Genomic DNA, 26962 nt, shown 5'->3' on the forward strand with positions numbered 1-26962 from the left:
CCCATGGCCCCTCCCATCGACCACCCGGTTCTCGACGTCGCCCTCGCCGCGCTCGATGCGGGGAGGCAGGCCCTGTGGCGCACGGATTCGCGAGCGGTGCTGGCGACGAAGTCGAGCCGGTCGGACCCGGTGACCGCGACGGATCGAGCGATCGAGCGCGCCGTGCGAGATGCCATCCTCGGCGTGCGTCCCCACGATCTCGTCGTCGGCGAGGAGTTCGGTTCGGCCGGTGAGCCGGGGCGGCTCAGGTGGCTCGTCGACCCGATCGACGGCACGGTCAACTTCACCTACGCGATCCCGTATGCAGCCATCTCGATCGCCGCGCTCGACGCATCCGGCGCACTGGTGGGGGTGGTGTGGGACCTTGGGTCAGACGAGACGTTCATCGCGGTTCGCGGGCAGGGCGCCTGGCTCGGCGACACACGCCTCGCCGTGCGACCATCGGTGCCGCTGGCCGACGCCCTCGTCGGCACCGGCTTCGCCTACGACGCTTCGGTCCGCGCCGTCCAGGGCCGAGTGCTGGCGGCGATGATCGATCAGGTGCGCGACGTGCGCCGCTTCGGGGCGGCTGCGCTCGATCTGTGCTGGACGGCGGCTGGCAGGTTGGATGCCTACTTCGAGACCGGCTTGAAGCCATGGGACGAGGCTGCCGGTGCTTTGGTGGTGCGCGAGGCGGGAGGCCTCGTGGCGACCGACCTCGTGGGCATCGGCGACGACGCGCTGACCGTTGCGGGTCCGCCAGGGCTGTTCGAAGAGCTCAGCGAGCGCCTCGGCGAGGTTCTCGCCGACGTCAGAGGGCCGGTCGGGGACGTGTCCGCCTCCTAGGCTTTGCGCCATGCGTGTCGGGGTCCTCGGTGCTGGCGGTCGAGTCGGTCAGGTGCTGTGTCGGGAGATTCTGGACCAGCCGGACCTCGAGCTCGCCGTCGCCGTCGATCCGAGGTTGGCCGGCATCGACCTCGGTCAGGTGATCGGTCGGCCGGCCGGTGGCTTGGTGGTCGTGGGCGACCTCGAGGCGTGCCTGCGTGCTGGGGTGGACGCCGTCGTGGACTTCTCGGTCGCGGAGGCTGCGCGACCCGCACTCGTGCGCCTGGCCGAGGCCGCCATCCCGGCTGTGGTCGGGACGACCGGCTTCACGCCCGAGGACATCGAGGTCATCGGTCGGGCGTACGAGGCGTCCGGAGCCGGCTGCATCATCGCGGCCAATTTCTCGATCGGTGCCGTCCTGCTCGAGCGCTGCGTGCGCCTCGTGGCACCGTACGTGGACTCGATCGAGATCGTCGAGGCGCACCACAGTGCCAAGCGCGACGCTCCTTCGGGAACCTCCCGCGAGCTCGCTCGGGTGGCTCGTGAGGCTCGCGAGGCAGCCGAGGCGGGGCCCCTCGTCGCGGATCCGACCACGCACGAGGTCCTCGCTGGCGCACGAGGTGCGCTCGGGCCTGGCGACATCCGCATCCATGCGCTGCGCGTCGAGGGTGCGATCGCCCATCACGAGGTGATCTTCGGCCTTCGCGGACAAACGCTGGCCGTGCGTCACGATACGCTGGATCGCAGTTCGTTCGTCCCCGGTGTGCTGCTCGCGCTGCGCCGTGTCGGTGAGGTTCGGGGGCTGGTGCTCGGGATCGACGAGCTGCTCTGAGAGGAACGGGAGGTTGGCCGTGGCACCAACGGTGGCGTTCGGACCGGAGATCACGGCGATGGCGACGCCATTTGGCACCGATGGCGCGCTCGACCTCGCGGCCGCAGAGCGCGTTGCCAGATGGCTCGTGGACCAGGGATCGAGCGCGATCGTCGTGACCGGCTCGACGGGTGAGTCGGCAACGCTCAGCGACGACGAACGGGCCACGCTGTGGCGGGTGGTTGCAGCCGCGGTCGACGTGCCGGTCATCGCGGGGGCGACCACCAACGACACGGCGCACTCGCTCCGGCTCGTCGACGCCGCCGAGCGGGCCGGGGCCAAGGGAATCCTTGCCGTCGTTCCCTACTACAACCGTCCTCCCCAGGCCGGTCTCGTGCGTCACTTCGGCCAGATCGCCCGAGCGACGAGCTTGCCCGTGCTGCTCTACGACGTGCCCGCGCGCACCGGGCGTCGACTCGAGCCCGAGACGACGCGTGAGCTCGCTCGGACGTCGACGAACGTGGTCGGCCTGAAGGATGCCTCCGGCGACCTCGCGGCAGCTGCCGCACTGGTGGCCGAGGCGCCCGATGGGTTCGTGCTCTACTGCGGCGACGATGCCCTCGTCTTGCCCTACCTCGCGATCGGGGCGGTGGGCGTGGTCTCGGTTGCGGGTCACTGGGCCGGCCCGCTCCAGCGGGTGATGATCGAGGCTGCGCGCTCGGGGGACTGGGAGCGAGCCCGGCGGCTGAACGCGGCGCTCGAGGCGTCCTATCGCTTCGAGAACCAGCTCGCCTACCCGAACCCCATCCCGACCAAGGCGATGCTCGCCGCATTGGGTCTTGCCGAGCCGGTCTGTCGATCGCCGCTCATCGATCCGACGCCCACGCTGATCGACGAGGCGCGCAGCGTCCTCGCCGATCTCCACGCACAGGCCGACAAGGAAGGCATCGAGCTTCGTGTCAAGGCCTGAGCTGCACATTCGCTTCCTCGGAGGGCTGGGTGAGATCGGCCGCAACGCCGCACTCGTGAGTGTGGACGGACGGGGGGTGCTCATCGACTTCGGCGTGATGTTCCCCAAGGCCGACATGCCGGGGGTCGACCTCGTGCTGCCGAACCTCGCGGGCCTCGACGACGTCGAGCTCGAGGCGGTGATCGTCACCCACGGTCACGAGGATCACATCGGCGGCTTGCCCTTCTTGCTCGCCGAGCATCGTGTGCCGGTGTGGGGCTCCGAGGTGACCCTGGGCTTCGTTCGCAATCGACTGCGCGAGCACGACCTCGGGGATGTGGACCTTCGCATCCTCGCCGATGGGGCGCGCGTGTCGGTGGGGTCCTTCGAGGCCGAAGCCATCCCGGTGACCCACTCGATCCCTGGTGCCGTCGCCGTCGCGCTCACGACGCCAGCCGGGGTCGTGCTCCATACCGGGGACTTCAAGATCGACCACACCCCGCTCGATGGTCGTCACATGGGGCTCGCTCGTATCGCGGCGCTCGGTTCTGATCCTGGGATCCGCGTGCTGCTGTCGGACTCGACGAACGCCGACGAAGACGGGTATGCCCGTTCGGAGCGAGCGGTCGGACCGGCGCTCGAGGACCTGTTCAACCGCCACGGCGCGGCTCGTGTGATCGTGGCCTGCTTCTCGTCGCACCTGCACCGTATCCAGCAGGTCGCCACGCTGGCACGCGAGCATGGTCGACGGCTCGTGCTGCTCGGTCGCTCACTCCAGCGCAACGTCCAGCTCGGCATCGATCTCGGTCTGCTCGATGCCCGACTCTTCGAGCGCACGCTCGATCCGCGCGAGGTGCGCGAGCTCGACCCCGCGAGCGTGGCGGTGATCGCGACCGGATCGCAGGGGGAGCGCATGGCGGCGCTCCACCACCTCGCGTTCGATCCCGCTCGCTGGTTCGCCGTCGGTGGCGACGACGTGGTCGTGTTCTCCTCCGACGTGATCCCGGGCAACGAGGCAGCCGTCAACTTGCTCGTGAACCAGTTCACGAGGCTCGGCGCAACCGTCGTCACCTCGGCACGCGAGCTCGTGCACGCGACCGGTCACGCCAAGCAGGAGGAGCTCGCCCTCGTCGTCGAGCTCGCCCGCCCCGACTACTTCGTGCCGGTGCACGGCGAGTATCGGCACCTCTCCGCTCACGCGGCGCTCGCGCAACGCACCGGTGCCGTCGGTCGTGGGGTGATCCTCGCCCGGGACGGGGCCGAGGTCGTCATCGGCGACGACGGTGCCGAGCTGGCTGACACCCCATGGGGCGAGTACCTCTACGTCGACGGTGTCGTCGGGGACGTCTCGCGCGGGGTGCTCCGTGAGCGGCGCAACCTGTCGGAGGAGGGCGTCGTGATCGTCGGGGTGACGCTCGGCCCCGACGGGGTCGCGCTCGGTGAGCCCGAGCTGACCTCGGTCGGGTGGATCCACGACGAGCGCGAGGAGGAGCTCCTCGCGGAGGTTCGGGCGATGCTGGTCGGAGCGCTCGGTGACGAGAAGCCGCGTTCCGAGGACGCGGTCGCCGAGCTCATCCGCACCCGGGTCCGCGCACTCGTGCGCGAGCGCACGCGGCGACGCCCCCTCGTGGTGCCCATGGTGACGAGGATCGACGAGGGCTAGGGCGTGGCTCCTCGATCGCGGCGCCCCTCATCCACCAAGGGCCGTTCCCATGGCGCGGGTGCTCGTGGCTCCGGCGCGCGTGCGCGGGACGCGAAGGCGACTCGGCGACGTACGAGTCCCGAGGCACTCGCGCTCGGGGCGGTCGTCGTGGGTCTCGCGGGCCTCGTCGTCGGCTACTCGGGGCTCTTCGGGGTCGTCGGCACGGGCGTCTTCCTCGCGGGCCGAGCGGCACTCGGTCGCGCGGCGTGGCTTGGTTGGCTCGCGGTGATCGTGGCAGGCCTGCGCGTGCTCGTGCGGCGCGAGCGGCCGAGACGGCGTGCGGGCGTCGGCCTCGCCCTGGTCGTGGTTGCGGTCGCAGCGCTGGTTGGCGAGGCGATGCGGGTCCACCCCGAAGCGTCTCGGGCAGGTGGGCTGTTCGGCGGCGTGGTCGCTCGAGCCCTCATGGCGCTCGAGGGTCGCACCGGGGCGATCGTGACGACGCTCGTCGTCATGGCCGCTGGTGCCGCCCTCGCCGGTGAGCTCCGCTGGCACGTGGTCGCCGAGCGGGTCGCCGAGCGTCTGCGCCACGTGCCCGACGAGGAGCCGTCGAGGACCACCCGTGTGGCTCGTCAGCGACCCGAGCGTGCCGCGGGCTCCGTCATCGAAGCCACCTTCTCGGAGCTACCCTCCGATCCCGTCGAAGCCGTCCCCGAGCGCCACCCCGACCTCGACGAGGATGCGGGGATCGCTGTGGCTGATGCGTCGTCGTCCGCATCGCTCGGTGAACCCGAAGCGTTCGGCTCGCCGGACGACACGGCGACACCGACACCGATCGAGCTCGTGGCGCCGCGGGCTTCGGCCTGGGAGCGTCCTCGGCGATCCATCCTGCGCCGAGGCGCGCGCGCCAACCTCGACCGCGGTGAGCTCATCCGGGGAGGCCAAGTCCTCCAGAGCGCACTGGCCAGCCACGGCGTCGCGGTGAGCGTGGTCGGTATGACCACGGGTCCGACGGTGACACGCTACGAGCTCGAGTTGGCCGAGGGCGTCAAGGTGGCGAGAGTGCTTGCCCTCCAGCGCGACATCGCCTACGCCATGGCCTCGGCTGACGTGCGCATCCTCGCGCCGATTCCGGGGCGCAGCGCCATCGGTATCGAAGTCCCGAACCGGGTACGCGAAGTGGTGACCCTCGGCGACGTCCTCGGTGACGTGCCCTCGAGTGCTCCGGTGCTCGCCGTGCCGCTCGGTCGCGACATCGCCGGTCGCAGCGAGGTGGTCGACCTTGCCCGCATGCCGCATCTGTTGATCGCGGGCACGACGGGTTCGGGCAAGTCGTCGCTCGTGAACTCGTTGCTCGTCTCCTTGCTCATGCGCGACACACCCGACGATCTGCGCCTCATCTTGATCGATCCGAAGCGGGTGGAGCTCTCGCAGTACGCGGGCCTCCCGCACCTGCTCACCCAGGTCGTGGTGGATCCTCGGCGCGCGGCAGCCGCGTTGTCGTGGGCGGTGGCCGAGATGGAGCGACGCTACGACGTGCTCGCGCACTGGGGGGTGCGCGACCTCGATGGCTATCGCGATCTCGTGGCTCGCGTCCAGGGGAACGCCGAGGCCGTCGGGGACGATGAGGACGCGCCCGCGCCGCTGCCCTACATCCTCGTCGTCATCGACGAGCTGAACGACCTCATGATGGCTGCGCCGAGGGAGGTCGAGGACGCGATCTGTCGGATCGCGCAGAAGGCGAGGGCGGTCGGGATCCACCTCGTGGTCGCGACCCAGCGGCCCTCCGTGGACGTCATCACCGGGGTGATCAAGACCAACATCCCGTCGCGCATCGCCTTTGCGGTGGCATCCCAGACGGATTCTCGTGTCATCCTCGACCAGCCAGGTGCCGAGAAGCTCGTGGGCAAGGGCGACCTGCTCCTCGTCACGGCCGACAGTTCGCAACCGCACCGGCTCCAGGCTCCCTGGGTGTCCGAGACCGAGATCGCTCACGTCGTCGGGGCCTGGCGCCGCCAGGGGCGCCCCGAGCTGGTGGGCGAGCTCGAGCAGGGCACCCCCGGCAGTCGTGAGAGCGTCGTCGGCGACGAGGACGTGCTCTTGCCCGAGGCGATCCGTCTCGTCGTGGAGTCCCAGAGCGGCTCGACGTCGATGCTCCAGCGGCGACTCAAGGTCGGCTTCGCGCGCGCTGGTCGTCTGATGGACCTCCTCGAGGCGAGGGGCATCGTCGGGCCGGCCGAAGGGTCGAAGGCGCGCCAGGTCTTGGTCGGGTTGGACGAGCTCGACGCGACCGCCGGCCGCGTCGACGACCCCACCTCTCAGGTTCCACCTAGCCCACCACGGTAGGCTGCTCAGCATCCCCGCTACGTGCGCGCTCGTGCTGTGCGCGCGTGAGTGGCGGGTCTGGCTGAGAGCGGAGGACAGCGGATGGCGTCGCGGAATCGGAGGAGGCTCGGAGCCCGCAGTCGAGGTTACGGTCGACGGCGGAGCGTGCGCCTCGGACGCGTCCTCATCGTGGTCGTGGTCGTGATTGTGCTCGCCGGGGTGGTGCAGATCGTGCGTGGGGTCCCACAGCCGAGCTACAGCGCCGTGGTGCCGGCGACGGCGACCATCCCCGGCTCCGCACCGAACGTGCCGTGGCCGAGCGGCGGCGAGGCGGCGGCGGAGATCGTTGGCGTCGGCAGGATCGGCACCTACGGGCCGACGACCCCGCAGACGATCGCGTCGGTGGCCAAGATGATGACGGCCCTCTTGACGATCCGTGATCACCCGCTCTCCCTCGGGCAGCAAGGGCCCTCCATCACGATCACGCCCGAGGACTACCAGATCTACCTCACGGACAAGGCCCAGAACGACTCGGTGATGGCCGTCGCGCCGGGCGAGCAGCTCAGCGAGTACCAGGCCCTCGAGGCGCTCCTCATCCCCTCGGCCGACAACATGGCCACGGTGCTTGCGACGTGGGACGCCGGGAGTGAGTCGGCCTTCGTGGCCCAGATGAACCACGAAGCCAAGGTGCTCGGTCTCACCGATACGCACTATGGCGATCCGAGCGGTCTGTCGGCGGCGACGTACTCGAACGCCAGCTCGCAGCTGCGTGTCGCGAGGCTCGTCATGGCGAACCCGGTGCTCGCGAGCATCGTGTCCAAGCCCCAGGCGACGCTGCCGGTTGCGGGTGTGGTCTACAACGTCAATGGCGAGGTGACCCACCACGGGATCATCGGCGTCAAGACGGGCTCCATCTTGACGGGAAACTTCGCGATGGCCTGTGCGGTGCACGTAGGGACATCGACCTACACCGGGCTCGGTGTCGTGCTCGACCAAGGCGGCGTCGCACCACTTGAGACCGCGCTCCACAACGGCGTGCGGCTCGCCGAGTTCGAGGAGCAGCTCCTCCGGCCGGTCACGGTGCTCAGGGCCGGTGAGGAGGTCGGGTCGCTCGCGGTCCCCGGTCACGGCTCCGTGGCCGTGACGGCGACTCGAGGGGTGACGCTGGTCGGGTGGCCAGGCCTGCTCGTGCAGGTCACGGTCCATCTCCACCAGCACCTCTACGGCGCGGCCGCGCACGCCGTGGTCGGCAGTGCAACGGTCACCTTGGGTGAACAGCGCATGACGGTCCCGTTGGTGGCGAGTTCGGCGGTGGCGTCGCCGTCGCTCCTGTGGCGCCTGACGCATCTGTAATGGTCGCACCCCATGGCCCGTGGCGCTTCGCACGGGCGCCCGGCTCGACCGCCAACCTGGGCCCCGGGTTCGACGCGCTCGGACTCGCGATCCCGTTCGAGACTCGTGTCTGGGCGCGGCCGAACTCGCGCTTCGTCGTTCGACTCGCCGGTACCGGAGGGAGCGAGCGGCTCGACAGCGGTCACCTGATCGCGCGGGCACTGTCGCAGGTCGCCCGCGAGCCGGTGGAGCTCGTCGTCGCCTCCGACATCCCGCTCGCACGCGGCCTCGGCTCGTCGGGATCGCTCGCGCTCGCCCTCGCGGCCGCGCTCGGTGCGACCGATCCGCTCGCCGCGGCGATCGTGCTCGAGGGGCACCCGGAGAATGCGGCGGCCTCCGCCCTCGGGGGCGCGGTGGTGGCGGTCGGAGGGGGTGGGGACGAGCTCGTGCTCCGGCGTGTGGCGCTCGATGCTCGGCTGCGGCTCGTGCTCGTCGTGCCTGAGCGTCGCCTCGCGACCGCCGAGGCGAGAGCGGTCGTGGCGCGCACCCTCTCGCTCGAGGACGCCGTCTTCAACCTGCAGCGCGTCGCCGCTCTCGTCGCGAGCCTCGGTGATGTGGAGGCGCTCGCGCCGTTGCTCTTCGAGGATCGACTCCACCAGCCCTGGCGCGAGCGGCTCTTCCCGGAAGCCGTGGTGGTCCGCGACGCGCTCATCGAGGCGGGTTGTCGCGGTGCGGCCTGGTCTGGGGCTGGGCCGAGCCTCGTGGGGTTCGTCGAGGAGGAGCGAGCCCCCCAGGCCGCCGAGGCCGTCCGGGCTTCGTTGGTGCGCGTCGCGATCGGCGCCAGCGTGCACGTGGTCGCCCCCGATCTCCGGGGCCTCGTCGTCGGGAGCGAGCCGCCGCCACCGGCACTCGCGGAAGGGCCTGCGGTACCCTTCGAGGCTTCCGGACTCGGCTAGCATGGACTCGATGTCCTCTCCTCAGCGCGTGGCCGTCTATGGTCCGAGTGCGCTCGCAACACCAGCGAACGCGGTCAGCGTGGTGCGGTTGCTGCTCGCCCCGGTCATCGTGGTCGTGCTGCTCGGGGCACCGGACGGCTGGGTTCCGCTCGCGCTGTGGGCTGGGGTCGCCTTGTCGGACAAGGTCGATGGCGTCCTCGCACGGCGCCAGGGCGTGACCCGAGCGGGCGCGTTCCTCGACCCACTCGCCGACAAGGTGCTGGTGTTCTCGGTGCTCGGTGCGCTGTGGCTCCTCCATCGGGTGCCGGCGCTGCCCATCGTCATCATGGGCACGCGCGAGATCGCCGTGAGCGTCTATCGGACCCAGGTACTCGCCGGGGGCCAGAGTCTGCCGGCTCGGTTGCCGGGCAAGCTGAAGATGCTGGTGCAGGTGATCGCGGTTGGCGTGGCGCTCGTACCCGGGTTTGCGCTGCACGACGAGAGCGTGGTCACGACCCTGTTGTGGGGCGCCACGGTTCTCGCCGTGGTGAGCGGCGTGCAGTACTTCGTCGACGCCCGCTCGATCCAGTCCTGAGCGCGGGTCCCGTGGACGTCTGTATCGTCTCGATCGGCACGGAGCTCTTGCTCGGGCAGATCACGGACACGAACGCCCGGCTGCTCGCGGAGCGACTCGCTTCTGCAGGACATACGAGCCGCCTACGTGTGACCGTCGGCGACAACCATGCCCAGATCGTGTGGGCGCTCGCGGAGGGACTTGCGCGGGCCGACGCCGTCATCACGACGGGTGGTCTCGGGCCGACCCAGGACGACATCACTCGCGAGGCGGTGGCTGCGGTCGCGGGGGTGCCGCTCGAGCGCGACGAGCGCGTCGCGGCGAGGATCGAGGCGATCTTTCGCGATCGAGGGCGTCCCATGCCCGAGAACAACTACCGCCAAGCGCTGGTGCCACGTGGCGCCCAGGTCATCGAGCAGCGCAAGGGAACCGCCCCTGGTCTCGTCGTCCCCGTGGGATCCAAGCTCATCGCGTGCGTCCCTGGCGTTCCCTACGAGGCGGAGGACATGGTCGACGAGGTGCTCGCCGCCTTCGCCGCTCACGATCCGAGCCCGGGCGTGCTCGCATCGCGCGTGCTGCGGACCTGGGGTCTCGGTGAGTCGCGCTTGGCCGAGCTCGTGGCCCCACGGTTCGATGCGCTGTGGGGGACGCCCACGACGCTCGCGTTTCTCGCCTCGGGCATCGAGGGTATCAAGGTGCGTATCACCACACGCGGCAGCGACCCCGACGGCGTCAGGGCGACCCTCGATGCCGAGGAGCGTACCCTCAGAGCGATCCTCGGCGACTACGTGTTCGGTGTCGACGACGACTCGCTCGAGCGGGTCGTCGCGCGTGCGGTCACCGGCCGACAGGCCCGAGTCGCGGTTGCCGAGTCCCTGACCGGAGGGATGCTCGCGAGTCGGCTGGTCTCGGTCCCTGGTGCCTCGGCGTGGTTTCGCGGTGGTGTGGTCGCCTACGATTCCGCCATCAAGCACGAGGTGCTCGGGGTCCGGGCCGAACGTGTGGTGAGCGAGGCTGCGGCCGTCGAGATGGCGCTCGGTGCGGCGCGGGTGCTCGGCGCCGACATCGGGGTGGCGACGACGGGCGTCGCCGGGCCGGATCCGCTCGAGGGCGAGCCCCCGGGAACGGTCTGGATCGGGGTTGCGATCGGGCAGCGTGCCGCGGCGCGTCAGGTCCGTCTGCTCGGCGACCGCGAGCGGGTGCGGACGTATGCGGTCGCGAGCGCGTTGGACCTCGTGCGGCTCACGCTGGAGGGGTCGCCCCGAGGTCTGTCGCTGGAGGAGCACTCGGCATAGCCGATCATGCGTTCGCATGTCGTCGGCTCGTGCTACGCTACGCATGTATCCACGAGGGGAGGCCGTATGGATCGCGACAAGGCGCTCGAGACCGCCATCGCACAGATCGAGAAGCAGTTCGGCAAGGGCTCCATCATGCGCATGGGGGAGCACCCCGAGATGGCGATCGAGTCCATCCCGACCGGCGCGATGGCGCTCGACCTCGCGCTCGGCGTGGGCGGACTGCCCCGTGGCCGGATCGTCGAGATCTACGGGCCGGAGAGCTCGGGCAAGTCGACCCTCGCACTCCACGTCGTCGCCGAAGCGCAGCGTCAGGGAGGTCGGTGCGCCTACATCGACGCGGAGCACGCACTCGACCCGGTCTATGCCCAGGCCATCGGTGTCGACGTCGACCAGCTGCTCATCAGCCAGCCCGACTACGGTGAGCAGGCCCTCGAGATCGCGGACCTGTTGATCCGTTCGGGTTCGATCGACGTCGTCATCGTCGACTCGGTCGCCGCTCTGACGCCCAAGGCCGAGATCGAGGGCGATATCGGCGATTCGCACGTCGGGCTCCAGGCGCGACTCATGTCGCAGGCGCTCCGCAAGCTCACCGCCAACCTCTCGAAGACCAACACGCTCGCGGTCTTCATCAACCAGCTGCGCGAGAAGATCGGTGTGATGTACGGCTCGCCCGAGGTCACCCCGGGTGGTCGTGCGCTCAAGTTCTACAGCTCGGTGCGGCTCGACATCCGGCGTGTGGAGTCCATCAAGGACGGCGCGGAGATCGTCGGCTCCCGTGCGCGGGTGAAGGTGGTCAAGAACAAGTGTGCGCCGCCGTTCCGCCAGGCGGAGTTCGACATCGCCTACGGCAAGGGGATCTCGCGCGAGGGATCGCTGCTGGACGTTGCGGTCGAGATGGGGCTCGTGAAGAAGGCCGGAGCCTGGTACACCTACGACGGTGAGCAGCTCGGCCAGGGGCGCGAGAACGTCAAGGCCTTCCTCGCTGCGAACCCGCAGCTCATGGCCGAACTCGACGTCAAGGTGCGCGAGCGGGTGGCTGTGGACCGTGGAGTCGCCCTGACGCACGGCATCGTCGCCGAGGCCGAGGCGATCATCGAGGACTAGCCCCTCCTGGGGCGGTGGTCGGGCGCGTAGACTCGTCCCCGCGATGCCAAGCAGCTACGTAGTGCGCACCTTCGGGTGCCAGATGAACGAGCACGACTCCGAGCGCATTGCGGGCGTGCTCGAGGGGCTCGGGCTGACGCGTGGCGACGATCCCGCGGACGCCTCGGTCGTGGTCTTCAACACCTGCACCATTCGGGCCAACGCCGACGAGCGTTTCTTCGGTCAGGTGAACCAGCTGCGAGAGGCACGTCGTCGCAATCCGTCGATGCGCATCGTGGTCGCCGGGTGCTTGGCGCAAGGAGAAGGCGCAGGACTGCTGGAGCGCGCGCCCCACGTCGACGTGATCGTCGGCACGCACCAGGTTGGCCGCCTCGCTGAGCTCCTCGGTGCAGCCGATGGGGCGGAGGCGGTGGTGGACGTCCGTGAGCCCGAGCCGGGCAGCGTCGGTCTCGACGACCCCACGCCGTGGGGCGAGGCGGTGAGCGAGGAGCCCTGGCGAGCGTGGGTCACGATCCAGGTGGGGTGCGACAATCGCTGCGCGTTCTGCATCGTGCCGAGGGTGCGCGGACCGGAGGCCTCACGCCCATTCGATGCGATCGTCGCCGAGGTGCGCGAACTGGCCGCACGGGGCGTGAGCGAGGTCACCTTGCTGGGTCAGAACGTGAACTCGTACGGGCGCGATCTCGTGCTCGCGATGCGTCGGGCCGAGGACGAGCGCGAGCGGGCTCAGGTTGCGAGTCGTTCGGGGGTCGCCTTCCTCGGCCAGGGCGTGCCCAGGGTGCGTCCGCTGTTCGCGGATCTCGTGCGCGCGGTCGGGGCGGTGCCAGGGATTCGGCGGGTTCGGTTCACGTCGCCGCACCCCAAGGACATGCGTACCGAGACCTTCCAGGCCATGGCCGAGACCCCGACGGTGTGCGAGAGCCTGCACTTTCCGCTCCAGTCGGGGTCGGATCGGATCCTTGCCGCCATGCACCGCGGCTACAGTGCGGATCGCTTCCTCGCCAAGCTCGCCGAGGCTCGTGCCACGATCGACGATCTCGCCGTCTCGACCGACATCATCGTCGGCTTTCCGGGCGAGACAGACGCCGACTTCGAGGCGACGCTCGAGGTCGCGGCCGAGGCGGCGTTCGATCTCGCCTACACGTTCATCTACTCTCCCCGCCCGGGTACCGAGGCAGCGGCCCTCGTCGATCGGTTCGTCGACCCGGACGTGGTGCACGAGCGCTTCGACCGCTTGGTGCGCGTCACGGAGCGCTCGGCGGCAGCGGCCCATCGTGCCAGGGTCGGGCGAGACGAAGAGATCCTCATCGAAGGTCCGAGCCGCAAGGATCCCCGGACGGCCACCGCGAGGACGCGTCAGCACAAGCTCGTCCACATTCCGGGGCTCGATGCGCGCGCGCTCGGGGGGCGCTATGGGCGCGCGAGGATCGTCGACGCGCGGGCACACTATCTGATCGGCGAGATCATCGACGTCGAGCCCGGGGAGTCATCGCTCGTCGTGCCGTGAGCGAAGGTCCGCTCGAAGAGGAGTTCGCCGCGTACCAGGTCTCGACCGATCCCAGCCTCGGTCCACAGCCGGAAGGCACCATCGGTAGCCTCGAGTGGCGTCGTGGGCTCGTCGGCGCCGTAGTGCGACGAGGGTGCGAGATCGCCTGGTCGATCGACGCCAGGCAGGCTTGCCAGGGCGACGGCGTGAGCTCGGCCGACCGCGGTCTCGTACATGCCGCCGACCAGGGCGTCGAGTCCTTCCGAGCGGGCCCTGGCGAGGATGGCGAGCGTCGGCTCCCAACCGCCGAGGCGCGCGAGCTTGAGATTGAGCGTCACCCGTGCGCCGAGCGCGAGCATCGTCGTGAGGTCGCCCGGCCCCCGCAGCGACTCGTCCAGGCACACCGGCGTGAGGGCCGAGCGAGCGAACTGGGCCACCGCGACCGGATCGTCAGGGTCGATGGGCTGTTCGAGCAGACTGAAGCCGAGCCGATCGATGGCCGAGAGCGTGGGATCCGAGGGGTCGTCGAAGGCACCGTTCGCATCGGCGACGAGGTCGATCGTGGTCGGGGTGAGGGTACGCGCCTCGGCGAGCAGGCCGAGCGACGTGTCGCGCTCGATCTTGAGCTTGATGCGCCGATAGCCGGCGGCGATGGCGCGCTCGATCGCGCCGAGGACGGCGTCGGGCTCGTCGATCCCGAGCGCGATCCCCGTCGGGACGGGGTCGTCTCGGCCGCCGAGCAGCGCCCAGAGCGGGCGGCCGGCTCGACGAGCCGCGAGGTCGTGGGCCGCTTGCGACAGGGCGGCGCGAGCCGCGCGATGCCCGCGAATGGTGTGCACGCTCCGTGCGACCGCCTCCGGCCGGACTCTCTCGAGGCGGGGGGCGAGAAAGCGCTCGAGCGCGAGGAGCTCGGTGGCGAGCGTCTCGGAGTCGTAGGTTGGCTCCTCGAGCGCGGCGAGCTCGCCGAGACCGTGGACACCCTCGTCGTCGACGAGCTCGACCAGCACGCGCGCCCCGACGTGGACGACCCCATGGGCGCTGCGGTGGGGGTCGCGTTCCAGGGAGACGCGCCAGATGCGCAGTCCTTCGCTCATGCCCGGAGCCTACGTGGCCGACGTGGCTAGCCTGACAGGAGTGCCGGGACGTCTCGCGATCGTCGGCCCGACCGGGTCGGGCAAGACCAGCCTCGTCACGCGTGCGGTTCGTGACGGACTGCTGCGCGGTGTCGCCGTCGTGTCGGCCGACGCGTTCGCCGTGTATCGAGGACTCGAGATCACGGCCTGGGCTCCGGGTGACGATGACCGCGCTGGGATCGACTACCACCTCCTCGGCACGGTCGACGTCGCCGAGGAGGTCTCGCTCGCGTGGTTCCTCGGTGCACTCAGTGTGATCGAGGCCGAGCGGGCCGGTGGCGGGGTCCTTCTCGTCGGCGGGACGTCGCTGTGGGTCCGGAGCGCGGTGAACGGCCTCGCACCGCCGCCCCAGGCGCCTGGTCTTCGGCGGTGGTTGGAGGCTCGCGCGACCGATCCCCACGGCGTCGCCGCGCTCGTGTCCTTGCTCAGAGTCGTCGATCCCGCCGCGGCCTCGGGGATCGACGGACCCAACGCACGCCGTGTGGTCCGCGCGCTCGAGGTGGCGCTCGCGAGCGGCGGTGCGCGCAGCGTGGCTGGAGAGGCGCTCCGCGCCACGGCGCCGGCGCGCTACGTGCAGATCGGGCTTCGCCGTGGCGAAGCAGCGCTGCGTCGGGCCATCGAGGCTCGTGTGGAGGCCCAGCTCGCCGCGGGCTGGCTGGCCGAGATCGAACGGATCGGGCCGATCGCCTCGCGCACGGCTCGTCAGGCGATCGGCGTTCGCGAGCTCACCGAGGTCATCGAGGGCCGACGGACGCTCGCTGAAGCTCGAGCGGCCATCGTCCGACGCACCTGGCGGCTCGTACGACGTCAGCGGGCCTGGCTCGAGCGCGATCCGCGCATTCGCTGGGCCGACAGCGTCGACGAGGCCCTCTCGGCGATCGCGGGAGCGGTGGAGGAGGCGGCGTGAGGCTGACCAAGCTCGTCGGGGCGGGCAACGACTTCCTCGTGACCACCGATCCGGACGAGACGGCGCGGCTCGAGCCGAGCGTCGTCGTGGCCCTGTGCGATCGCCGCAACGGCGTCGGTGCCGACGGGGTGATTGGTCTGGATGCGCACGACGCCATGGTGCTCTACAACGCCGATGGGTCGAGGGCCGAGATGAGCGGGAACGGCCTGCGCTGTCTCGGGCACCTCGTCACCGAGGAGCGAGGCGTGGGCGAGGTGGCGTTCGAGACCGACGCTGGCCGGCGGATCTATCGGCGCGTCGGGCGTGAGGGAGGCAGCGTCCTCGGGGCGACCACCATGGGTCCGGTCAGCGTGCGGGCGAACGAGCGCGGTTGGTTCGTCGACGCCGGCAACCCGCACGAGGTGCGCCAGCTCGCGAGCCCGCAGGAGCTTGCGAGCCTCGACGTGGCGAGCCTCGGTCGTTGCGCCCAGGCGCACTACCCTCAGGGGGTGAACGTGGAGTGGGCCGTGGTGCTCGCGCCGGACGAGGTGGTGATGCGGGTGTTCGAGCGTGGCGTCGGTGAGACGGAGGCCTGTGGTACCGGATCGACGGCCGTCGCGGTGGCGCTCGCGTCCGCAGGGCTCGTCGAGCGCACGTCGGTGCGGGTGCGCAACCCGGGCGGGGCACTCACGGTCGAGGTCACCGAGCCAGAGCCTGTCCTCGTGGGTCCGAGCCGCCTCGTCGCCTCCGTCGACGTCGACGTGGAGGCGCTTCGCGCGTGACGCTGATCGAGCGCTCGTTCCGCGAGCGCATCTTGCTCGTCGGCGTCGTCCACCATGGCGAGCGTCGCGAAGCGGTCGAGGACTCCCTTGCCGAGCTCGCCGCGTTGGTCGACACCGCGGGCGCTGACGTCGTGGATCGAGAGCTCGTGCGTCGTGACGCGGTGGATCCGGCGACCTACGTGGGCTCGGGCAAGGCTGCTGAACTCGCGGAGCGCTCCGAGGCCCTCGACGTCGACACCGTCGTCTTTGACGACCCACTCTCGCCGGCCCAACAGCGCAACCTCGAGCGGATCCTCGGACGCACGGCGATCGACCGCACGGCCGTCATCCTGGACGTGTTCGCGCAGAACGCCCGCAGCGAGGAAGGACGTCGCCAGGTGGAGCTCGCCCTGCTCTCGTACCGGTTGCCACGGCTTCGCGGTCGGGGGGTGGCGCTGTCGCAGCAGGTCGGGCGCATCGGGACTCGAGGTCCTGGCGAGACCAAGCTCGAGGAGGATCGTCGTCGTATCCAGGCTCGTATGGCGCAACTACGCCGTGAGCTCGACCAGCTCGCCAGGCGTCGGTTGGTGCAGCGGCGAGCGCGGCTCGCGTCGCGCCAGGCGCAGGTTGCCCTCGTCGGCTACACCAACGTCGGCAAGTCGGCCTTGTTGCGGGCGCTGTCGGGTGCGGACGTGCTCGTCGAGAACCGGCTGTTCGCCACCTTGGATCCCCGGACCCGTCGGGTGGCGCTCCCGGGAGGCGAGACGATCCTCGTCACCGACACCGTGGGCTTCATCCGCAAGCTGCCCCACGAGCTCATCGAGTCGTTCCGTTCGACGCTCGAACAGGTGGCCGAGGCCGATCTGCTCCTGCACGTCGCCGACGCATCCAGTCCTGACGTCGCGGCCCAGATCGCTGAGGTCGAACGCACCCTCGCCGAGATCGGTGCCGATCGCGTGCCGCGGCTCGTCGTCTACAACAAGGTCGACCTTCGGCCGATCGACACGCTCGCTGCTGGCGTCCCCGAAGGAGTCGCGATCTCGGCCGAGCACGACATCGGCCTCGACGACCTGCGTGCTGCCATCGCCGCGGCGCTCGATGCGATGCGGCGTCCGCGTCGCTACGTGGTTCCGGCTGGGCGGGGTGACGTGCTCGCGCTCATCCATCGCGAGGGTGCCGTCGTGCGAGAGGAGGTGGATGCGGAGCGGGTGCTCATCGACGCGGTGCTCGACGATGCCTCCGATCGGCTGGTCCGCCGGGCGCTCGGAGAGGCGCCACCTGAGCCGCTAGGGTGAGGCGGTGTCGCAGCGCCCCTCCCGCGTCGAGCTCACCGCGCTCGCAGCCGATCGGCACCCGTTCGTCGTCGATGCGTCCATCGGCTCGCCCGTCGATCCGCCCCCAGCGTTCGTCCCGCACCTGCTCGCGTGCCAGGGGGAGGAGCGTGCGTACCCGCCAGCGGCAGGGACGCCCGCACTCGTGGAGTCGGCGACGCGCTGGTTCCACGCGCTGCGGGGGGTGACGCTCCCCGACGGCGCGGTCGCGCCGACCATGGGGTCCAAGGAGGCCATCGGTACGCTGGCGTGGTTGCTTCGGGAGCGCCGACCCGATCGGGGGGTCGTGCTCATCCCCGGGCGCGCCTACCCCACCTACGCCGAGGGAGCGCGGGCGGCCGGCTGTGAGATCGTGCGGGTCCCGGACGACTGCTCGGGTGCTCCTGCCTTCGACGCCGTGGCTGCGTCCGTGTGGGATCGCACGTTGGTCGCGTGGGTCAACTCGCCGTCGAATCCGACCGGTGCGGTCTATGACCCGGGGCCGGTCGTCGCCCTCGCCCGCGAGCACGGTGCGGTGCTGGCCTCGGACGAGGCCTACGGCGACTTCGTGTGGTCGGGGGAGGCCCCGAGCGCGCTGCGCGCGGGGCTCGAGGGCACGCTCGCGCTCGTGTCGCTCTCGAAGCGCTCCAACCTGGCCGGGCTGCGGCTCGGTCTCGTGGCGGGCGACCCCATGCTCGTGGACGAGGTGGTCGCGCGCCGACGCGCGCTCGGCCTCTTGGCCTCAGGGCCCTCCCAAGCAGTGGCGGCCGAGGCGCTCGCCGACGAGGGTCACGTCGCCGAGCAGCGCTCGCGCTACGCTGGGCGGCTGCGCCGCTTGGCCCGGGTCATCGAGGCGGTCGCCGACGTCCCGGTGCGCGTACCCGATGGCGGCATCTACCTCTGGGTCCGCGCTCCCGACGACGACGGGGCGGCGTTCGCCAGGTGGCTCGCGACGCGCCTCGGGATCGTCGTCGCCGACGGTGCCGACTACGGCGATCGTGCGTTCGTGCGCATTGCGGCGACGGTGAAGGATCGGGCGATCGATGCCCTGTGGGAGCGGGGAGGAGTGCGATGACCGAGGACGCGCGTGCGGCCAGCGTGCATGGCGCGTTCGCACATGGCGAACCGATCGATACCGCGGTGCTCGTCTCGGTGTTCGAGGACCTCGAGCGCGGCGCGCTGCGGGTGGCCTCCGTCGACTGGGACGAGGGCCGGGTGGTGGTGCACGAGTGGGTCAAGGAGGCGATCCTGCTCTCGTTCGGCCACTGGCCACTCGTGGAGTCCGAGGCCGGCCCGCTCACCTGGGTCGATCGCATCCCGCTGCGGCGCGATCTCGCCGAAGCGCGGGTACGTGCGGTGCCCGGGGCGATCGTGCGGCGAGGGACCTATCTCGGCGCGGGTGTCACGCTCATGCCGAGCTTCGTGAACGTCGGCGCCTCGGTCGGTGAGTCGACGATGGTGGACACCTGGGCCACGGTGGGCTCGTGTGCCCAGATCGGCGCCCGTGTCCACCTCTCGGGAGGCGTGGGCATCGGCGGGGTCCTCGAGCCGCCGCAGGCCGCTCCCGTCGTGGTGGGTGACGACGCCTTCGTCGGCTCGCGCGCGATCGTGGTCGAGGGCTCGATCGTCGGGCGGGGCGCGGTGGTGGCCGCCGGGGCGGTGGTGACCCCGACGATTCCGATCATCGACGTCGCCACCGGCGACGAGCTTGAGCGCGGCAGGGTGCCCGACTGGTCGGTCGTTGTGCCCGGCACGCGAGAGCGCCGTTGGCCCGGTGGGACCTTCGGCCTCGCGGCTCTGCTCGTGATCGCGCGGCTGCCCGAGGGGGAGCGCCACGAGAAGGCCGCGCTGAACGACCTCCTGCGCGCGCACGGCGGAGCCCTGTGAGGGACCCGGTCGAGCTCGCGGCGGCCTACCTCGAGGTTCCCTCCGTCACCGGCGACGAGGCGGCGCTCGCTCGGCTCGTCGGTGAGCACCTCGATGCGGCGGGGCTTCGAGTCGAGGTGGTGGCGGGCTGCGTCGTGGCTCGCAACCACGGCGGGGACTCCTCGGCGACGCTGCTCGTCGGCCATCTCGACACCGTTCCCGGTGAGCTCCCTGTCGCCGTCGACGAACTGGTGTTGCGTGGACGGGGTGCCGTCGACATGAAGGCAGGGCTCGCGGTCGCGGTGGCGCTGGCGTGCTCGGAGCCCTCCGTGCCCGTGACCGTCGTCGCCTATCCGGGCGAGGAGGGTCCGATCACAGGCAACGGGCTCGCGCACCTCGTGGCCGAGCGCCCCGAACTCCTCGCGGGTGCTCGCGGCGTGCTCCTCGAACCCACGGGTGGGTTCCTCGAGCTGGGGTGCCAAGGGGTCGTGCGCGCGACGCTCCGACTGCGTGGGCGTCGAGCCCACGTTGCTCGAGCCTGGATGGGCCGCAACGCCATCGATCGGGTCGGCGAGGCGCTCGGGACGCTTCGCGCCCTGGAACGTCGCGAACCCCAGATCGGCCCGGTGCGCTACCGCGAGGCGATCGAGGTCGTCGGGGTGCGTGGGGGCGTTGCATGGAACGTCGTGCCGGACCTCGTCGAGATCGACGTGAGCTATCGGTTCGCCCCCGACCTCGATGCTGCCCGGGCGCGCCAGCGCCTCGAGGAGGCCGTGCGTCCCGTGATGGACGACGGTGATGACCTCGAGGTCGCCGAGGCCGTGCCGGGCGCGGTGAGTGACCTCGGTCGGTTCGGCGCACTGCGCAGCGGCGCGTTCGGCGTGCGTGCCAAGCTCGGCTGGACCGACGTCGCCCAACTCGTCGCGGCGGGCGTGCCGGCGGTGAACTTCGGACCGGGGGATCCAGAACTTGCCCACACGGATCAGGAGATGGTCGAGGTGGCCGAGGTGCGCCACGTCGCCCAGGCGCTGTGGCGGTGGTTGCACGCCTAGGACGATGGTTCGCCTCTTCCGATGGCGAGTGAGGCCAGACCTCGGACTCGCGATGCGGGTCGAGGTGGAGGTGAGGAGGCCCATCCCTGGGCGAAGGGTCGCTCTCGAGCACCTCCGATGCAGTGTCTGAGCGCAGCCGGTCTGGCCCGCCGTGTGCTCGGGCGTGGTGGGGCAGGCAGATGGGCGTGGGCCTGTGGCGCCCGACGCCGTAGGTCGGGGTGAGGTGCCCCAGATTTCGTAGACACCCAGGTTACTTCACGCGAGCCTCCTCCGCGACGAGGTGCTCGAAGACGACTGGGGCAAGGTAGCCGATCTTCGAGCAGCTGCGCTGGTGGTTGTAGAACTGGATGTAGCTCTGTATGCCGCGGCGCAGCTCGGCGAGGTCGCCAAAGGCGTGGCGGTAGAAGAACTCGTGTTTGAAGATCGACCAGAAGGACTCCGCGCTCGCGTGGTCGTAGCAGGTGCCGGTTCGCCCCATGGAGCGCGTGATCCCGTGTCGGGCACAGAAGGCCACAACTCGATGGTCGCTGAACTGACTCCCTCGGTCGGTGTGCCAGATGACCCCCTGCGCGTGGGACCCACGCACCGCGACGGCCTGGCCGAGGGCCTCGAGCACGAGCGTGGTCTCCATGCGCTCCGCGACGCTCCATCCGAGCACCCGCCGCGAGTGCTCGTCGCGCACCACACACAGGTATGCCATCGCGCCGGCGAGAGCGAGGTAGGTGATGTCCGAGGTCCAGAGGGCGTGCAGGCGCCCCGGGTCGAACTTCCTGGCAACGAGGTCTGGTGGGTAGATCGCCTTCGGATCGGCGTGGGTGGTCGCTGGGCGGAACCTCCTGGGGCTGATACCGGCGATGCCGCGCCTGGCCATCGCTGCTGCCACCGTGTTGTGGCTCGTCACCACGCCAGCGGCGAGGAGTGCCGCCGTGATCCGTCGTGCGCCGTAGGTGCCAGAGGATGCCTGGTGGACCGCGACCACTCGGTTCTCGAGGTCGCGTCTTGCACATGCCCGACGCGACGGTGCTACCTGGGTGCGTCGCCATCGGTAGTAGCCAGCCCGGGAGACCTCGAGTAAGCGTGCCATCCGTTTGATCTCGAAGCGAGCGTACTCCGCCTCCATCAGCGCGAATCTCTCTTGCTTGGTGGCTTCGCGGCGAAGTACGCGGCTGCTTTTCCCAGGAACTCGTTGTCCTTGCGCAGCTCCTCGAGCTCCCTGCGCAGCCTGATGAGCTCGGTGCGCTCCTGCGCCGTGAGGGGCGGGCTGCCAGTGGCGTTTGCTGCTTCGATCCGCCTGCGCTCCTCCCGCACCCATCGATAGAGGTTGTGCTCCCCGATCGCGAGCTCACGGGCCACCTCTGGGACGCTCCGGCCGCTGTCGATGACCCGGTGGGCCGCCTCGGTCCGGTACTCCAGGGTGAACTTCCTTCTCGACGTCCCCATCGACCTCCCCTTCCCTCTGCCATGGTACGTGTGACTTACGACGTGTCAACGGAATCTGGGGCGGCTCAGGGGACCAATGTGCGCGCTGGTCGGGTCGAGGTGGCGGCAGGCATGAGGTTGCGATGGCCACGACTGGATCGAGGGGGACGAGATCGTCTGTCAGTTGCGCTGCTTCGAACGCCTCGAGCGCGTTCACGGTGACCTTCGGCGCCTCGGTCCCCGTTGCGTGCTGTGGAGGTGCTCGAGGACGCGATCGGCGCCGTCCACGGCTTCACGATGCCGGGGACGCGCATCCCGTGGGTCGATTGCGCGCCGTGGTGATCGGTGTCGCAACCGAGTCCGCCGTTGCCGTGAGCTCGGCACCCTCGTGTGAGTGCTCGCTGCTCATCGCGGGCACCTAGGAGAGGGGCGCGTGTCGCCAGGCGAGCCGGGCCAGCGAGGGCTGCCGCGGGTCGGCAACGTGAGGCGCTCGAGGGGGCGAGTCGGTCGAGAGCGCCCTGGTTCGTGTGGCCCGGCTGGGTGTCGGTCTTCTCGTGGGGGTGCGCGCCTCGTGCGGCGAGCTCTGGTGCTTCCCAACCGGGAGCGCCGGACGTGGCTGAGCGTTCGAGAGCCCGCACACCGTGTCCTACGGGAGCTGCACGAGCGGCGGGCCAGCAGGTCACCTCGTACTCGGCCGCCCGCGTGGGCGAGCGAGGTGGCCGCGATGGCAAGGTCCTCGCGGCGATTGGCGCCACGCTCGGACCCCGGCCCTCTCCGCTCGGTGCCGAACCCATCGAAGGTCGCACGATGCTGCGCGTCCATCCGAGCCGACCGCCACACGGGTGTGGTCGTCCTCCTCCTTCGGCGCTCCTTCGGCGTTGGCTGGCCCAGCAACGGCGGCGCGATCGCGACCGAGGCGCGGGTAACGTTCGCCCGAGGCCAGAACGAGGAGGGTCGGAGCGATGTTGGAGGGCACGGTCGTGACGGTGCTCTTCGAACTGCACGCTGAGGGGCTCGGCTATCGCGAGATCGCCCGCCGCACGGGCATCTCCCGCAACACGGTGCGGCGCTACCTGCGCGACGGCGCGAGCGCGGGACAGGTCACTCGTCCCCGGCGCCGCTCCAAGCTGGATCCCTTCAAGCCCGAGATCGATCGCCTGGTGGCGGACGGGCTCACCTCGGCCCCGGCCATCACGGAACGGCTCAAGGAGCTGGGCTACACCGGCAAGGTCACCATCGTGCGCGATTACGTGCGTACCATCCGTCAGGGTGCATCGCGCGGGGCGTGACCCGCGCCGCCATGCGAGCCAAGGGTTTCGGCGGTCGTCGTCGTATCGTGTTCGCGGAGGGGATGGCCGGCTCCCGAAGCCGAGTCCATCTCGCATGTGAGGCCCGGCGGTAGGGTCGTGCGGGCGCCATGTGCATCTGTGGGGGATCCTCGTCTGGTCGACAGGCCCCGGTGGCGTGCGGCATCGTGCGCTTCGTCGGGTGCACGCAGCGGGAGGGCGGCAGCCCGAGGCGTTCGGCTTGCGGGCGTGGTCCTTGCAGCAGCCGGGTCGGCGCAGCTCGCGTGTCGTCAACGCTGTGGTGCGGGTGCCGTCGCGCTGGTGCGAGCGCGTTCGGATCTCCTCGGATCTCGTCGACGAACACCGGTGCTGGGTCTTGCGCCCGTCGGCGCGAGGCGTCGTCGGCCCGACGCACAATCCTCACGGCGCGGCCGGACGCTCTGGCACCGCTCAGGCGATGGGGGCGTTCATGGGGAACTGGAGGGCGAAGCGGCCTCGTGGCGCGTCGCATGGACTGCTCGCTGGGCGATGGGATCGGTTGGCGATGTCCTCGTGGTCCTCGAGCAGGTCGGAACGGTGCAAGGCATGCCGACCCGTCGGACACAGCACCTGCAGCGGCAGGGCTAAGCCAGGGGCGCGAGCACGTACCTGGACGCTCCTTGGCGAGCAGCCGGCGGCCTGGTCAGGGTGCCTGGTTGGCGAACTGTGCGTCGACGACCTGGCTCATTGGCATCGGCGTGTGGTAGTCGAGGTTGCCGGCGCCGAGGTAGACCGACTGCATGGAGGAGAGCACCGACGATTGGGGTGCGAGGGTTGGGGAGAAGACGTTCGGCGGCTCCGAGCGCAGCAGCGAGAGCGATTCGCCGGTCGCCTTGGCGATGATGGCGAGGTTGGCGGCGCTGGTGGCGGCCGACCCTTGGAGGTCTTGCGCGCCCTTGGCGAGCGCGTCGAAGAAGCGTTGGGCGGCCGACGTGTGGATGAAGCTGCCCCCGTAGATGATGCCGGTGACGGCGATCCCAACGGGAGCCCCTGCAAGCACCGTGCCTTGGTGCTGCGCGACGGCCGCTTGGAGGAACGGTGTCGCCATGTAGGCCGCAGCGACGCCGCCGTTCGCGAGAGCGGCGCCTTGTTCGGGGAAGTTGACGTTGACCAAGGTGACGCGAGCGAGCGAGAGGTGTGCCTTCTCGAGCGCGAGCGCGGTGAGGTAGGCGCCCGCGGAGCCCTGGCCACCTGCGACCGCAATGCGCTGGCCGGCGAGCTGGGAGAGCGAGGTGATGTGAGCGGCCGCCGAACCCACCAGGCCGTTAGCGGCGGCGCCCGGCGCCTCCTCGGCCATGGAGCCAACGACGCGGACGTCGAGGCCCTGGTGGATGGCGTTGAAGAGGCCGGCGCTGAAGCCGCCGAGGACGACCTGGACCCGGTTCGTCGCCGCCAGCGTGATCGCGCTCTGGCCGTTGGCGACGACTTGGAGGTTCACCTTGATGTGCTCGGCGGCGAAGTAGCCGTGTGCTTCGGCGACGAAGAGCGGTGCGAAGAGGGGGAGCGGGACATAAGCCACCGTCACCGTGGTGGGGGCGGTCGATGAGGTGGTGGTCGACGAGGTGCTCGTGGTCGAGCCACACGCTGCCGCTGTCAATCCGAGAGCCGCTGTGAGCGCGAGAGCGCGACGATGGCGACGTTGCATGGATCCCCCCTTGGTGCAAGCTGAGGGGATGCTAGCGTGCCCGCCGTCTGGTCCAGGGCAGCACGAGCCGTTCGACGCCAACGACGATCCCGGTCGCGACGACGCCGAGGAGGGCGATCACGACGAGGCCGACGTACATGTCGGCAGGTTCGAACAGCTGCCACGAGTTCCAGACGAGGTAGCCGAGCCCCGAGTTGGCCGCGACGAACTCCGTGGCCGTCACGACCACCAGCGCGAGCGCGACCGCGACGCGAAGCCCCGTGAAGATGCCGGGTGCGGTCGCGGGCACGAGCACGTGCACGAAGCGGCGCCAGCGCGTGGCGCCGTAGGCTTGTCCGGCCTCGAGGAGTTCTGGCGGTACGCGTCGGACGGCCCCCAGCGTGTTGAGCTCGACGACGAAGAACGTCACTGCCGCGACGGTGATGATCTTCGCGGTCTCGCCCAGGCCGAAGATCACCAGCAGCAGGGGCAGGAGCGCGATCTGGGGTACCGCGTAGAGCGCGGCGAACAGCGGTGAGAGCGCCGAGCGCAGCGGACGGACGACCCCGAGAGCGAGGCCGACGACGACCCCGAGGACCGCGCCGATGACGTAGCCGACGGCAAGGCGCGCCGTCGTGATCCCGAGATCGGCGCCGAGGGTGCCGTTCGTGGCCAAGCTGCCGGCGGTGCGCACGATGTCGCTCGGCGGGGTGAAGATCCGGGTGTCGATCGCGTGTGTGGAGGCGGCGATCTGCCACGCCACCAGCAGCACGATGGGGGTGGCGATACCGAGGGCCACGTCGGCGGCGCGAGCTCGGCGAGCACTGCGGCGTGCGCCGCGGACGGCGAGTTCGCTCTGGGTGGTCACGAGGGGGCTCCCATCGAGGCTCGCACCTCGGTCTCGAGGCGCGACCAGAGTGCGTGGCGCAGCGAGGTGAACGCCTCGGTGTCGAGCATCGCTTCGTCGCGTGGTCGTGGGAGTGGGACGTCGAAGACGTCGGCGATGCGGCCGGGCCTCGCGGTCATCGCGACGACGCGATCGCCGAGCCAGATCGCCTCCTCGAGCGAGTGCGTAACGAGCACCATCGTGACCCCGGTCTCCTCGTAGAGGCGTGCGAGGTCTTGCTGGACCACCAGGCGCGTCTGGGGGTCGAGGGCGCCGAGCGGCTCGTCCATGAGGAGCAGCGCGGGGTCGGTGACGAGCGCCCGAGCGAGCGAGAGCCGTTGGCGCATGCCGCCCGAGAGTTCGTCTGGCCAGGCATCGGCGACGCCCGCGAGGCCGAGGCGCTCGAGCCAGCCCATCGCCCGCCGGCGGCGCTCGGCTCGTCCGATCCCCGCCATGCGCAGGCCGAAGGCAGCGTTGTCGACGACCCTGAGCCACGGAAACAGCGAGTGGTCCTGGAAGACGAAGGCGATGCGCGACCGGACCGAGGGGTCGATCTCGAGCGTTCCGGTCGTCGCGGCGGACAGGCCCCCGATGATCCTCAGCAGCGTGGACTTCCCGCATCCCGAGGGACCGATGATGGAGAGGAATCCCCCGGGGGGCACCTCGAGGTCGACGCCACCGAGGGCCTCACGCGCGCGTCCTCGGTCGTCGACGAAGACCTTGCCGATCCCGGCCGCCTTGACGAGCGCCGTCGCTGTCGCGGGCGCTTCGTGGGGCGCCTCGTTGCGATGATCCCCCATGGTGGAGGGGATGCTAGCGGACGGCGGCGCCGTCGTAGGAGCGCAGCACGCCGACGACCCTTCCATGCAGGTGGCAGGTCTCGTTCCACGGCATCGGCGCGAGCGAGGGATCGTCCTCGTTGGCCCCCTCGAGCCACACCGAGCTCCCGTTGCGCCGCAGGATCTTCACCGTGCCGACGTCGTCACCGACGGAGGCGACCACGATGTCGCCGTCAGCGGCGACATCGCTCGGGGCGACGACGACGAGGTCGCCATCGAGGATGCCGACGTCGACCATCGAGTGGCCACGCACCCGCAGTGCGAACGCACCGGGCGCGGCCATGGATGCGGGCACCGCGACCGACGTCTCGACCTCGACCTCTGGCACCACGTGGTAGCCGGCTCCGACCTCGGCGAGCACCGGTACCGCAGCCGATGGCGCCCGTCGGGCAACGCTCAGGCTGCGAGCCTTCAACGGTGAGCGCACGAGGCGTCCGTCGCGTTCGAGTCGACGAAGGTGGTGCTGGACGCTTGCCGGCGACTTGAGACCGACCGCATCGGCGATCTCGCGTACCGATGGAGCCCAACCTCGCTCCTCGACGACCTGGGTGACGTAGGCCAGAATCGCCTCGCGCACCTCGGGGTTCTCGCGTGTCATGCTGCG

Annotated in this window: 25 protein-coding genes; 18 read left to right on the forward strand and 7 right to left on the reverse strand. The window is 70.4% G+C overall.

Annotated features, from left to right (window positions below):
* Positions 1-3: 3 nt before the first annotated feature.
* From AFER_RS03310 to AFER_RS03360, 11 genes are all read left to right on the forward strand, one after another.
* The gene (locus AFER_RS03310) at positions 4-825 is read left to right on the forward strand and encodes an inositol monophosphatase family protein (RefSeq protein ID WP_015798093.1); all 822 of its coding nucleotides are present in this window, start codon (positions 4-6) and stop codon (positions 823-825) included.
* Positions 826-835: 10 nt separating this feature from the next.
* On the forward strand, positions 836-1636 hold the full coding sequence (gene dapB / locus AFER_RS03315) for a 4-hydroxy-tetrahydrodipicolinate reductase (protein WP_015798094.1): 801 nt from the start codon (positions 836-838) through the stop codon (positions 1634-1636).
* A gap of 19 nt (positions 1637-1655) precedes the next feature.
* Positions 1656-2585, forward strand: coding sequence for a 4-hydroxy-tetrahydrodipicolinate synthase (gene dapA / locus AFER_RS03320; protein ID WP_015798095.1), 930 nt, complete (start codon positions 1656-1658; stop codon positions 2583-2585).
* Complete coding sequence (locus tag AFER_RS03325; protein WP_015798096.1) at positions 2572-4227, forward strand: ribonuclease J; 1656 nt, start codon at positions 2572-2574, stop codon at positions 4225-4227. Before dapA ends, AFER_RS03325 begins: the two co-directional genes overlap by 14 nt.
* Before the next feature lie 3 nt (positions 4228-4230).
* Complete coding sequence (locus tag AFER_RS03330) at positions 4231-6549, forward strand: DNA translocase FtsK (protein WP_049755286.1); 2319 nt, start codon at positions 4231-4233, stop codon at positions 6547-6549.
* A gap of 144 nt (positions 6550-6693) precedes the next feature.
* Positions 6694-7881: a D-alanyl-D-alanine carboxypeptidase family protein gene (locus AFER_RS03335; protein WP_041661659.1), complete on the forward strand. Its 1188-nt coding sequence runs from the start codon at positions 6694-6696 to the stop codon at positions 7879-7881.
* Positions 7881-8816, forward strand: coding sequence for a homoserine kinase (locus tag AFER_RS03340; protein ID WP_015798099.1), 936 nt, complete (start codon positions 7881-7883; stop codon positions 8814-8816). Before AFER_RS03335 ends, AFER_RS03340 begins: the two co-directional genes overlap by 1 nt.
* A gap of 10 nt (positions 8817-8826) precedes the next feature.
* Positions 8827-9390, forward strand: a complete 564-nt coding sequence (locus tag AFER_RS12260) for a CDP-alcohol phosphatidyltransferase family protein (protein WP_171788943.1) — start codon at positions 8827-8829, stop codon at positions 9388-9390.
* A gap of 11 nt (positions 9391-9401) precedes the next feature.
* The gene (locus AFER_RS03350) at positions 9402-10664 is read left to right on the forward strand and encodes a competence/damage-inducible protein A (protein ID WP_015798101.1); all 1263 of its coding nucleotides are present in this window, start codon (positions 9402-9404) and stop codon (positions 10662-10664) included.
* A 66-nt stretch (positions 10665-10730) separates the two neighbouring features.
* Entirely contained in the window at positions 10731-11771 is a 1041-nt protein-coding gene (recA, locus tag AFER_RS03355; protein WP_015798102.1) for a recombinase RecA, read from the forward strand.
* A 43-nt stretch (positions 11772-11814) separates the two neighbouring features.
* Positions 11815-13278 carry a MiaB/RimO family radical SAM methylthiotransferase gene (locus AFER_RS03360; protein ID WP_015798103.1) on the forward strand — a complete coding sequence of 488 codons (1464 nt, stop codon included), beginning with the start codon at positions 11815-11817 and terminating at the stop codon, positions 13276-13278.
* On the opposite strand, the gene menC is transcribed toward AFER_RS03360, so the two are convergent.
* Complete coding sequence (menC, locus tag AFER_RS10835; RefSeq protein ID WP_015798104.1) at positions 13218-14351, reverse strand: o-succinylbenzoate synthase; 1134 nt, start codon at positions 14349-14351, stop codon at positions 13218-13220. The genes AFER_RS03360 and menC overlap by 61 nt on opposite strands.
* 40 nt (positions 14352-14391) lie before the next feature.
* Here menC and AFER_RS03370 point away from each other — a divergent pair, with 40 nt between their 5' ends.
* The 6 genes from AFER_RS03370 to dapE are packed head-to-tail and all read left to right on the forward strand — an operon-like array spanning position 14392 to position 20265.
* Positions 14392-15297 carry a tRNA (adenosine(37)-N6)-dimethylallyltransferase gene (locus tag AFER_RS03370; RefSeq protein ID WP_171788944.1) on the forward strand — a complete coding sequence of 302 codons (906 nt, stop codon included), beginning with the start codon at positions 14392-14394 and terminating at the stop codon, positions 15295-15297.
* Positions 15294-16058: a diaminopimelate epimerase gene (gene dapF / locus AFER_RS03375; protein WP_015798106.1), complete on the forward strand. Its 765-nt coding sequence runs from the start codon at positions 15294-15296 to the stop codon at positions 16056-16058. Before AFER_RS03370 ends, dapF begins: the two co-directional genes overlap by 4 nt.
* The gene (gene hflX / locus AFER_RS03380; RefSeq protein WP_015798107.1) at positions 16055-17332 is read left to right on the forward strand and encodes a GTPase HflX; all 1278 of its coding nucleotides are present in this window, start codon (positions 16055-16057) and stop codon (positions 17330-17332) included. The genes dapF and hflX overlap by 4 nt, the downstream gene beginning before the upstream one ends.
* 4 nt (positions 17333-17336) lie before the next feature.
* Positions 17337-18422, forward strand: a complete 1086-nt coding sequence (locus tag AFER_RS12265) for an aminotransferase class I/II-fold pyridoxal phosphate-dependent enzyme (RefSeq protein ID WP_015798108.1) — start codon at positions 17337-17339, stop codon at positions 18420-18422.
* On the forward strand, positions 18419-19234 hold the full coding sequence (locus AFER_RS12270) for a 2,3,4,5-tetrahydropyridine-2,6-dicarboxylate N-succinyltransferase (protein ID WP_015798109.1): 816 nt from the start codon (positions 18419-18421) through the stop codon (positions 19232-19234). Before AFER_RS12265 ends, AFER_RS12270 begins: the two co-directional genes overlap by 4 nt.
* Positions 19231-20265, forward strand: a complete 1035-nt coding sequence (dapE, locus tag AFER_RS03395; RefSeq protein ID WP_015798110.1) for a succinyl-diaminopimelate desuccinylase — start codon at positions 19231-19233, stop codon at positions 20263-20265. Before AFER_RS12270 ends, dapE begins: the two co-directional genes overlap by 4 nt.
* Positions 20266-20515: 250 nt before the next feature.
* On the opposite strand, the gene AFER_RS03400 is transcribed toward dapE, so the two are convergent.
* Both AFER_RS03400 and AFER_RS03405 read right to left on the reverse strand, forming a co-directional pair.
* Entirely contained in the window at positions 20516-21385 is an 870-nt protein-coding gene (locus AFER_RS03400) for an IS3 family transposase (RefSeq protein WP_012784158.1), read from the reverse strand.
* Complete coding sequence (locus AFER_RS03405) at positions 21385-21705, reverse strand: transposase (RefSeq protein WP_012784157.1); 321 nt, start codon at positions 21703-21705, stop codon at positions 21385-21387. Before AFER_RS03405 ends, AFER_RS03400 begins: the two co-directional genes overlap by 1 nt.
* A 959-nt stretch (positions 21706-22664) precedes the next feature.
* Here AFER_RS03405 and AFER_RS12865 point away from each other — a divergent pair.
* Positions 22665-22973: a helix-turn-helix domain-containing protein gene (locus tag AFER_RS12865; protein ID WP_171788945.1), complete on the forward strand. Its 309-nt coding sequence runs from the start codon at positions 22665-22667 to the stop codon at positions 22971-22973.
* A 679-nt stretch (positions 22974-23652) separates the two neighbouring features.
* Here the strand turns inward: AFER_RS12865 and AFER_RS03425 are convergent.
* The 4 genes from AFER_RS03425 to lexA form a co-directional block, all read right to left on the reverse strand.
* Positions 23653-24534 (reverse strand): ABC transporter substrate-binding protein, encoded by an 882-nt coding sequence (locus tag AFER_RS03425; RefSeq protein ID WP_171788946.1) that lies wholly within the window; start codon positions 24532-24534, stop codon positions 23653-23655.
* Positions 24535-24685: 151 nt separating this feature from the next.
* Positions 24686-25501 carry an ABC transporter permease gene (locus tag AFER_RS03430; protein ID WP_015798113.1) on the reverse strand — a complete coding sequence of 272 codons (816 nt, stop codon included), beginning with the start codon at positions 25499-25501 and terminating at the stop codon, positions 24686-24688.
* A complete protein-coding gene (locus tag AFER_RS03435; RefSeq protein WP_015798114.1) occupies positions 25498-26319 on the reverse strand; it encodes an ABC transporter ATP-binding protein in 822 nt (273 codons plus the stop codon). Before AFER_RS03435 ends, AFER_RS03430 begins: the two co-directional genes overlap by 4 nt.
* A gap of 13 nt (positions 26320-26332) precedes the next feature.
* On the reverse strand, positions 26333-26956 hold the full coding sequence (gene lexA, locus AFER_RS03440) for a transcriptional repressor LexA (RefSeq protein ID WP_015798115.1): 624 nt from the start codon (positions 26954-26956) through the stop codon (positions 26333-26335).
* Between the last annotated feature and the right edge of the window lie 6 nt (positions 26957-26962).

The sequence above is a fragment of the Acidimicrobium ferrooxidans DSM 10331 genome (assembly GCF_000023265.1).
In the GTDB taxonomy this organism is placed as follows: domain Bacteria; phylum Actinomycetota; class Acidimicrobiia; order Acidimicrobiales; family Acidimicrobiaceae; genus Acidimicrobium; species Acidimicrobium ferrooxidans.